This window comes from Gordonia sp. (in: high G+C Gram-positive bacteria), assembly GCF_047606305.1.
Classification (GTDB): Bacteria; Actinomycetota; Actinomycetes; order Mycobacteriales; family Mycobacteriaceae; genus Gordonia.
Map to the genome: position 1 here is coordinate 1 of NZ_JASGER010000094.1, position 9783 is coordinate 9783.

The 9783-nt window shown below is 68.0% G+C and carries 10 protein-coding genes; all 10 read right to left on the bottom strand.

Going from position 1 to position 9783, the window contains the following annotated elements; genetic code table 11:
- Positions 1-124: 124 nt before the first annotated feature.
- On the bottom strand, positions 125-973 hold the full coding sequence (locus QM634_RS13355) for an MlaE family ABC transporter permease (RefSeq protein WP_415043266.1): 849 nt from the start codon (positions 971-973) through the stop codon (positions 125-127).
- Positions 974-977: 4 nt separating this feature from the next.
- Positions 978-1847 carry a hypothetical protein gene (locus QM634_RS13360; protein ID WP_415043267.1) on the bottom strand — a complete coding sequence of 290 codons (870 nt, stop codon included), beginning with the start codon at positions 1845-1847 and terminating at the stop codon, positions 978-980.
- A gap of 39 nt (positions 1848-1886) precedes the next feature.
- Entirely contained in the window at positions 1887-2849 is a 963-nt protein-coding gene (locus QM634_RS13365) for an MlaD family protein (RefSeq protein WP_415043268.1), read from the bottom strand.
- Positions 2846-3880 (bottom strand): MlaD family protein, encoded by a 1035-nt coding sequence (locus QM634_RS13370; protein WP_415043269.1) that lies wholly within the window; start codon positions 3878-3880, stop codon positions 2846-2848. The genes QM634_RS13365 and QM634_RS13370 overlap by 4 nt, the downstream gene beginning before the upstream one ends.
- Positions 3877-4992 (bottom strand): MlaD family protein, encoded by a 1116-nt coding sequence (locus QM634_RS13375; RefSeq protein WP_415043270.1) that lies wholly within the window; start codon positions 4990-4992, stop codon positions 3877-3879. Before QM634_RS13375 ends, QM634_RS13370 begins: the two co-directional genes overlap by 4 nt.
- On the bottom strand, positions 4993-6135 hold the full coding sequence (locus tag QM634_RS13380; protein ID WP_415043271.1) for an MlaD family protein: 1143 nt from the start codon (positions 6133-6135) through the stop codon (positions 4993-4995).
- On the bottom strand, positions 6123-7148 hold the full coding sequence (locus tag QM634_RS13385; protein ID WP_415043272.1) for an MlaD family protein: 1026 nt from the start codon (positions 7146-7148) through the stop codon (positions 6123-6125). Before QM634_RS13385 ends, QM634_RS13380 begins: the two co-directional genes overlap by 13 nt.
- Positions 7145-8182: an MlaD family protein gene (locus tag QM634_RS13390; RefSeq protein ID WP_415043273.1), complete on the bottom strand. Its 1038-nt coding sequence runs from the start codon at positions 8180-8182 to the stop codon at positions 7145-7147. The genes QM634_RS13385 and QM634_RS13390 overlap by 4 nt, the downstream gene beginning before the upstream one ends.
- A gap of 6 nt (positions 8183-8188) precedes the next feature.
- Complete coding sequence (locus tag QM634_RS13395) at positions 8189-9046, bottom strand: ABC transporter permease (protein WP_415043274.1); 858 nt, start codon at positions 9044-9046, stop codon at positions 8189-8191.
- 109 nt (positions 9047-9155) lie between these two features.
- The gene (locus tag QM634_RS13400; protein WP_415043275.1) at positions 9156-9701 is read right to left on the bottom strand and encodes a TIGR04338 family metallohydrolase; all 546 of its coding nucleotides are present in this window, start codon (positions 9699-9701) and stop codon (positions 9156-9158) included.
- Positions 9702-9783: the final 82 nt, after the last annotated feature.

Consider the following 9783-nt stretch of genomic DNA (forward strand, 5'->3'; position numbering starts at 1 on the left):
ATTGGACCGCCCACTCGGCAGAATTGGACCGCCCACTCGGCAGAATTGGACCGCCCACTCGGCAGAATTGGACCGCCCACTCGGCGAAGTTGGACCGCCCACTCGGCGTGGAGCGGAGCGACGGTCAGCCGAGCTGCATCGGGAAGAAGACCGTGTAGATCAGGGTGATGATCATGTTCACGATGATGATCGCGACGGTGGAGACCACGACCGTCGCATTCACACCGTCGGCGACGCCCTTCGGGCCGCCCTTGGCCTCGAGGCCGCGCTGACAACCGATGACCGCGATCATGAACCCGAAGATGATCGCCTTCAGCATCGCCAGCCCGATGTCGCGGACCGACGCGAAGGCGCCGAAGGACTGCCAGTAGCTGCCGGCCCCGACGTCCTGCCCGAGAACAGCCACGTAGTAGGCCGCGACCACGCCGACCAGGATGATGAACAGCGCCAGCAGCGGTGCCACCAACACCGCCGCGATGATGCGCGGAACCACCAGCCGCTGGATCGGGTCGACGCCCATCGTGCGCATGGCGTCGATCTCCTCGCGGACGTTGCGGGCACCGAGGTCGGCCGCGATCGCCGACGCCCCGGCACCGCCGAGCAGCATTCCCGATGCCAGTGGCGCGGCCTGTTGGATGACGGCGAATCCGCTGCCCGCACCGAGCAGCGACTGCGCGCCGAGCTGGTTGATGACATTGCCGATCTGGATGGTGACGATCACGCCGAACGGGATCGCCATCAGGAAGGCCGGCAGCGCTGTGACGCTGACCAGGTACCACGCCTGGATGAGCGTCTCCTTGACCTTGAGCTGCCAGCGGCCGATGTCCAGCAGCATCTGCGCCACGCCGTGCACCGCCAGTTGGAACGTGCGCCCCAGTGTGCGCACGGGTCCGTAGGCGTTGTCGCGCACATTGTCCGCGAGAACGCCCCCGACCGTGGGGCCGGTGGTCTCGGGCACTGCCGTGGCGGTCATCGCATCATCCTCCCGGCGCGGGTGTGGGCTGCTCGTCGGTCTTCTGCGGCGCGGTCGTGGTCTGCGGCGCGGTCGTGGTCTGCCCGGGCAGCGGCGGCTTGACGCCCTGCTGTCCCCCGGTCATGCCGGGCAGCTTCGGCGTGCCCGGCGTCGCCTGGTCGCCGACGGCCGTGATCATCCAGTTCTGCGCCTTGTTGAGCGTCAGTACGTACGCCGCCAGCGACGACGCCCCGTTGGGCGCCTGCAGGCTGGTCGACGTGACGTCGACGACGGCGGTGACCTTGTAGATGTCGCCGGCGACGTCGGTGGTCGTGGCCGACACCAGGGTCGCGGTCGAGGCCATCCGCACCGGCGTCAGGACCTGCTGCATCGCGGGCACGGCGACGTCGAACTGCTTGGCCAGCTCCGGCGACACCCCCTTCTTGAGGTTCGCCGCCCACGGCGTGAGGTCCTTGTAGTCCAGCGTGGCCGCGCGCACCGCGTAGTCGCCACCGACCTTCTCGGCCTTCTCGCTGTTGGTCTGCTGCGCCTCCAGCTTGTTCAGCTTGCTGCGCACGCGCAGGTTGTCCACAACGCCGAAGATCAGCCCGAATGCGACGAGCGCACCGACGACCCCGTACACGAGCTTGCGCACCGACAGCGTGATCTCCCGGTCGCCCGCCTTTCGGCCGGTCGACGCGGCGGACCCGGTCGACCCGGTGGACGCAGACGACGTTTCACCCGACGGCGCCGCGGCCTTCGCCTTCGCCGAGCGCTTCTTGATCTCGACCTTCTCGGCGGGATCGCCGGACTCCGAGTCGGCCGCGTCGGCGGCCTCGACCACCTCGGTCTCCTCGGTGGTCGATTCGTCGTCGCTCGATGGTTTGGTCGGCACGGAAATCCTTTCGGGGCTTCGGGGTTGGCGGTTGGGAGCCTAGTTCACCGGGGACACGACGACGCGCATCCCGTTGCCGGCGCCGAAGAGCTGCATGGCGTCGGAGAGGAATTCGGACAGGTTGATCTGCGGAATGGTCTGGTTGAGCGCGGTGACGATGGGCATGATCGGGCCCAGCGCGTCCATCGTCGGCGGCAGGATCTTCACCAGGTAGTCGGTGAGCTTGGACAGGAACGGGTTCAGGACCTTCAGGTTCTCGGCCAGCTGACCCTTGTTGACCAGCGCCCCGACCCCGTTGAGGACGTCGCCGTAGTTCCACAGGATCTTGCTCCAGGAATCGAGGAAGGTCGGGACCGCGCCCATCGCCCACATCAGGTTCTGGTTGTACCGCTGCGTCGCCGAGAACATCGACCGGATCTGCGGGGTGCGCGAGGCGAGTACGCCGGCGATCAGGCGCGACCCGTCGCTGAGCCGGCCCATCGCCTCGTCGGTCCCGTCGAGGGCCTCCCACGACTCGCGCAGCAGGCCGGCGAGCGGGTCCACCGCGACGACCGACATCATGTCCTGGAAGTGGTCGAACATCCCGGGGATCGACTCGGGCTCGGCCACCTTGTCGGCGGCGACGGTGTCGCCGTCGCGCAGGTACGGACCACTGGTCGACGTCGGCTCGAAGTTGATGTACGGCTCGCCGAGCGCGGACTGCATGCCGATGCTCAGCGAGGTGGTCGACGGGATCTTCGTCGACGCCGGGTAGGTCATCTTGACCGTCGCCCCCTCGGGCGTGATGTCGACGTCAGACACCTCGCCGACGCGGACCCCGCTGAGGAAGACGCCGGTCTTGTCCAGGATCAGGTTGGTGTCCTTGAGCTTCATCGACACCGTGGAGGTCTTCTCGAACGGGTGCCAGCGGTACACCGAGATCGCCAGGTAGGCGCCGCACACCGCGACGACCGTCACGAAGGTGATGATGTTGAAGAGGAGTTCGCGGTTGACCTTGCTCATCGCGCCAGCCCCATCATCCGCAGCTGGCGCAGCATCATGTCTGCGAGCTGGCTGTTGGAGACGTTGTTCTCGATCGCCACCTTGTTCACGTTGACCGCGGGCCCCGCCTTGAGGAAGGGCACGAGGCGGTCGGTGAAGATGTTCAGCATCGCCTGCGGATTCGACGCCTGGCCGAAGTAATCGGGCCAACCCGGGATGAGCAGCGGCTTGACGACCTGTTCGACGATCTGCGTGACCACCTTCAGCACCGGCACCAACGGCATGATCGGGATGAGTCGATTCTGCAGCCGCGCCAACAGGTCGACGATCTGCGCCGGGGCGGTCATCGCGTCGATGAACTGCATGCCCTGCGGGCTGAGCACGAACCGGATGTCCGACTCCATCTGAGCCAGCTGGCTCACCATCGAGTTGCTCGACATCAGCAGCGACCGCAGGCTGTCCTGCTGCGCGGCCAACGCGTTGAGCGTGCCCACCAGGGCCGTCGTCGCCTGGCGCGTCTTGCCCGTGTCGGTGGGGAACTTCTCGACGACGCGGTCGAAGGTGTTGCCCAGTTGCGGCAGGCTGCCGCCGCCGACGAAGTTGGCCAGGCTGTTCAGCAGGCCCTCGACCTGGACCGGCGGCTTCACCCGGTCCTTGCCGAGGGTGGAGCCGTGCGGCAGCGGCGACGAATAGGCGTCGGCGGGATTGGTGATCGCGACGTAGGTGTCGCCCAGCAGGGTGTCCTGCCGCAGCTCGACCGTCGCATCGCGCCCCACGACCGTGGCCGGCTCGAGCCGGACGGTCACCTTCGCATAGTCCGGCGCCGGCGAGATCTTCCAGACCGATCCCGCCTTGAGGCCGTTGACGGTCACCTTCGCCTCGGTCGGCAGGTTCATCACCGTGCCGAACTGGATGTGCAGGGGCCAACCGTCGCCGGAACCCGGTGCGGGCAGCCGCTCGACGGAGAAGGAGGCGCAGCCGGTGGACACCGCGACGACGGCGGTCAACACCGCGGTCGCCCGCGCCAAACGGGGGAATCGTCGTGTGGTCATGGGCGCCCCGCTCCGGTGAACAGCATGAGTGCGCGCAGCGCGTCGAGCTCCATCTTGTCCGGCCCGACGACCTTGCACTGGTTGGGGATGAAGCGGTTGACGTTCGCGCAGGTGAGTCTCGGGTTCTTCGCCGGGATCTGCGTCCGCGGCGGTTTGTAGCTGATCCGCAGGCCCAACGACTTCTGGTCGAAGTTCACGTGGAAGGCGCGGATGATGACCGGCAGGATCCCGAGCAGGTCGGCCCAGTTGCGGAAGCCGGCGCCGATGACGCGCGTGATCGGCACGATCACGTCGAGCGCCGGCCAGGCGAAGTGCTCGTACCGCGCGACGACCGGGGTCGCGGCGGCCAGCGTCTCGGGCAGCGCGTAGGCGATCCGCGTCATGTCCTTGATGATCGGCATGACGATCGGGTCGGTGATCGCGTTGATGGAGTCGACGAAGCTCTGCAGGATGGGCCAGCTGTCGGCCAGTCCGACGGTCAGCGAACTGGTGTGGTCGAGCGCGGTGGCCATGTCGGCGAGTGCGCCGGCCATCGGGGTCTGCGCCGGGACGGCGAGCTGCTTGATCAGCGAGTTGATGATCGGGCCGACGCCGGTGAGCTCCTTGGAGATGGCCGTCAGGCTGCCCATCACCTTGGCGTTCTGCTCCGGACCGCCGGCACCGGTCAGCTCGTCGGCGATCCGGTTCACACTCTGTAGCGCCTCGCTGATCGACGACGGGGTGGCCGTGTTCGCCCGCGCGATGCACGAGCCGGCCGGCAACCGGGTGGCGTCCGGGTCGCCGATGATCGCCAGCTGGCGCACCGCGATGATCGACGGCGAGATGCTGGTCGCCTTCGCGGTCGCGGGCATCGGGAACTTGTCGTCGACCTTGAAGGTGACCTTTGCCGAACCGGCCGCGGGTTCGACCTTCTCGACGGTGCCGATCCGCACCCCGCGCCGCATCACGGCGTTCCCCGGGAACAGCCCGATGCCGTCGGCCATCTCGGCGCAGTACGAGGTGGTCCGGGCGGTGACGCGTTGGAAGCCGAGGTAGGCGAGCCCGAGCAGCAACACCGAGGCGATGGCGAGCCCGGAGATCAGCCACTTGGAACCGGCGACTTTCTTGATCATCTAGCAGGTCACCCCCGGCATCGGGAAGCAGTAGTCCGAGGAGAGCACCAGCGGCGACTGGTCGATCCGGATGGAGCCGTCCGGCCCGACCATTCCCTCCAGGCGCTTGATGAAGTCGCGGCCGTTCTTGATGAGCGGGTCGTACCGCTGCAGCAGCGGCCCGAACCGGCGGCCGATGTCGTCGACCTGGCGCAGCAGCGGATCGATGGTGGTGTCGTACTCGAGCATGACGCCCTTGACGCGCTCGAGCATGTCGGCGAGACGGCTCAGGTAGTAGGAGAATCGGGAGCCGTAAGCCTCGAAGTCGGTGAAGAAGGCCGAGAACTGGCGGGCCATGACGGTCAGGGTGTCGCCGTTGACGTCGATGCGCTGGGTGTATTCGGCGGCCAGCGACAGCATCGAGCCGAACTCGTCCTGCCGGCGGTTGAGGTTCGACAGCATCGACTCGAGCACGTTGAGGTTGCGCTTGAGCGCCCCTGGGTTGTCCTGGAAACCGTCGTGCAGGTTGGTCAGCAGCGCGGTGAGCGGCTTGACGTCGATCTGGTCGAGCTTGGGGGTGACCAGGGAGAAGGTCTTCGTCAGCGAGTACGGGACCGACGTGTTCTCCTTCTTCAGCTTCGTCGAGCCGATCGGGCGGTCACCGGCCGAGGTGATGTCGATGAAGTTGCCGCCCACGACCGTCAGCATCTTGGCGTCGGCGCGCGACTCGTCGCCGATGAAGACGCCGCGTCGTACCGACATGTCGACGTCGACGTGGTCGCCGACGAGGGTGACCTTCTTGACCGTGCCGACCGGCACGCCGGCCACGCGGACGCTGTCGCCGGCCTTGATCTGACCCGCCTCCTCGAACTCCGCGGTGAAGCGCGACTGGCCGGGGGTGAAGGCGTAGATGCCGGCGGCGACCAGCCCCATCACCACCAGGAGAACGGCCGCGGCGATGCCCCAGCGCATCTCGCCGCGTTCGCGCTGGGCGTTGCTCATCGCGGGCTTGTCCGACAGTCGCCGCAGGATCTCGCGCGGCGACCAGCCGAGCTTCTTCGTCGACGCGGCGCCGGCGCCGGTCTCCGCGGCCGTGTCGACCTCCGTCTCCGCGGCCGTGTCGTCGGGCTCGGTCACCCCGTCGTCCCCGTTCACCGTTGACACAGCTTCACCTCCGACGCGCGGAGGAAGATCTTGAGGTTGGCCGGGATCTGCGCCTCGCCCTTCGAGCACTTCTGCGCCGCCGGGGTGCCGACGGGCGGGAGGATCGAGTTGAACGCGGCCAGGATGCCGGGGGTCATCGCCAGGATTCCGACGGCGAGTTCGCCGAGCGGCAGGAATTGGCGGACCAGGTCGTTGAGGCCGGGCGAGTCGTTCTTCTCCAGGCCGATCGCCGCCATGAAGTCGTCGAGCCCGGCGACCGCCTTGCCGGTCTGGTCGGCGTAGTTGCGGATGTCAGCGCCGGTCGCGGCGAAGACCGTGCTGAACCGCTGGATGTAGCCGATGAGCGGCTCGATGTACTTCGAGTTGCCCTTGATCGTCCCCGACAGCGCCTGCAGGTTGTCCACGAGCGTGTCCACGACCGTGTTCTGCTGGTCGACGAGGCTGAGGACCTGGCTGAGTGAGTCGACGGTCTTGGCGAACCCCGATCCGTCGCCCTCGATCATCGCGACCAGCCCCTCGGCGAGACGGTTGATGTCCTCGGACTTCATCACCTGGAACACCGGCGCCAATCCGTGGAACACCTGGGTGATGTCGAAGGACGGGGTCGTCGAGTCCAATCCGATCAGGGTGCCCGCCTTGAGGGGCGTACCCGTGTTCGACTTCTGCTGCAGGTCCAGATAGCGGATGCCGGTGAGGTTCAGGTAGCGGATCGCCAGGTGCGAATCGCCGTAGACGTTCTCCCCGTCGGCGAGGGTGAACTTCACCCGCGCGATCGTCGTCTGCACCTTGTCGTCGCGGTGCAGGTCGACGGCGGTCACCTTGCCGACCCGGGTGCCGAGGCGCCGCACGTCGTTGCCGACGCGGAGTCCGGAGACGTTGGTGAAGTCGGCGGTGTACTCGGCCTTCGCCCCGGCGACGGGCCGGGTGATGCCGTTGGCCACGAAGATGCCGCCGCCGATCGCCACGATGGCGAAGACGACCAGGTAGATGAGGGCCCGCTTGGCCGAGGTCACCGGACTCCCCCCGTCAGCGCCGACGTCGGGCCGGGCATGCCGCGCAGCACCACGTCGACCTTGAGCACGGGGCGGCCGTCGAGCGTGGGCAGCGCCTTGTTGAGGTTGTAGATGAGCTGGCGGATCTGCAGACCGTTCTTGCGCGCGTTCGGCGAGCTCTCCAGGATGCGGTCGAGCAGCGGCTGCACCTGCGGCATCAGGGGCATCAGCTGCCCGACGGCCGTCGGCCCGAGCAGCCTGCCGAGGTTGTCCATGGTGGTGGTGGTCGCGGCGTTCAGGCCTTCCTTCTCCCGCGCCAGGAAGTCCGCACCGCCGCGGTTCATCGCCGGCCACTTCAGGTCGCGCTTGAGCGAGGTGAGGATGTTGTCCAGGCTCGGCGGCAGCGACTTGATCAGCCCGGTCAGCTGCGGCAGCGACTGGTCGGCGGGGATCGACTCGGTCTCCACCACGAGGTCGCTGAGACGACCGACGATGTCCAGTACCGGGAGCATCGCCATCGACGCCTGGTCGGACTTGGCGATCAGGTCGCCGACGTAGGGCTCGAAGGCGTTGCCCTGCATGTCGCTGAGCTGGCGCAGCATCGAGGTCAGCGTCGCGTCGACCGGGGTGTCGGTCGAGAGGGTGCCGCCGTTGGGCACCGGGTCGCCGCCCGGCACGCTGTTGAGGACGACGGCAGAGATCCCGAAGAGGTTCTTCGGCGCGTAGGTCAGGCGGGTGGTCGAGGTGATGATCCCCGGGTTCTTCAGCCGCTTCTTGTCCAGGGCCAGTCCCAGCGAGAACTGCCCCTGCTCATCGGCCGAGACCGATTCGACCTTCCCCATCTCCGACCCGTTGACGACGACCCCGGTTCCCGTCTCGATCCCGCCCGCGAGCGAGTCGGTGTGCATCGTGATGCGGTAGGCGTCGTCGGGCAGCGCCGCCCGCACGCCCACGACGGCCAGGGCGAGGACGACGGCACCGATGAGCGCGAGGACCGCGCGCCGGACATAGGTCTGCCTGTCGGCGGCCATTCCCGGTGCGCGGAAGTCAGGCATCGACGATCAGCCCCGGAACACGAACGGGGAGTTGAAGCCCCAGAAGAGGAGGGTGAGCAGGAGGTCGAGCGCCACGATGGCCACCAGGCTCGCCCGGATGGCGCGGCCCGACGCCACGCCGACGCCCTCGGGGCCGCCGGCGGCGAAATAGCCCTTGTAGCAGTGGATCACGATGATCACGACGATGAAGATGGAGACCTTCAGCGTCGAATAGACCAGGTCGGGGAAGTTGACGAACTGGTTGAAGTAGTGCGCGTAGGCGCCGGCCGATTCACCGCGCGTCTGCACCACCAGGGCGCTGGACAGGTAGGCGGCGAGCATGGCGATCAGGAAGGTCGGCAGGATCGTGATGATCCCGGCGATGACGCGGGTGGAGACGACGAAGGCGATCGAGTGCACGCCGACGACCTCCAGCGCGTCGATCTCCTCGCTGATGCGCATGGAGCCGATCTCTGCGGTCATGCGACAACCGGCCTGGACGGCGAACCCGAGGGCGGCGAGCAGCGGGGCGAACTCGCGGGTGATCGCGTACGACGAGACACCGCCGGCCACCGGGCCGAGGTCGAGCATGCTCAGCGTGCCGTGCGCCACGATCGCGACGGTGGCGCCGGCGGCCAATCCCAGGACGGCCATGACGAGTGCGGTGCCGCCGCCGACGATGATCGCCCCGCGGCCCCAGGCGAGGTCGGTGACGGTGCGGATGGTCTGCCCGCGGAAGCGCCACATGGCCTGCGGGGCGTAGCGGACGGCGTAGTAGGCGAACGAGAGGAAGTGGCCGATGTTGCCGAGCGCCTGGATGAGCTGTTCGTAGAGCCGGTATGCCCACCCCAGGCCTGTCGGCCGATATGCGGCTGGTACCCCCACGCTGTGCTCACCCCCTCGGCTGGCCTGCTTCCCCGAACCCGGAACAGACTAACATCACCGATTGTGGCGGCAGTCATAGTGACCGTCGGATGTCTGCCCAGTCACGACTCTAAGTGGGTCGAGCGTCCGTTAAACCACTTTCGCCGAAGATCACGCGGTAGCAGAAGGACACCTCCGGGCCCAGGACGAGTCCGGCCAGGTCGGCGAGTGTCGTGCGGAACCCCGGACCGTGCGCCGGACCGCCGGAGTCGTCGAGGTGATGGGCGAGTTCATGCAGGACGACCAGCTCGCGCAGGGCCCACCCGCCGCCCGGATTGGCGGCCGGGATGGCGATCACGCCGCCCTCCGGGCCGGGCTCATAGGTGGCCGCCGCGGCACCACGCCGGGACCGTACCCGTACCGGCACACCCGCCCGTCCGAACCGCTCGACGACGGCGGGCAGCGCGAGGACCTTCACGACGTAGTCGTCGATGGATTCGAGCGAGGCGAACCGGGCCTCGTGCGGCAGGGTGAGGTTCGCGCCGCCGACGCGGGCCGCGCGGCCCGACCCGACGTTGTCGAAGAGGCCGAACACCATCTGCTCGGCGGCGTACACGGCACTGCGCTGGCCGTCGACCGCCCGCCGGGCGGGCGCCGCGTCGTCTTTCGGGCTCACCGTTCGATGGCGCCGCGGGGCGAGCCCAGGCGCGACTGCTCCCCCAACCGCGCCCGCCGCCCGGCGCGGTCACCGGCGCGAC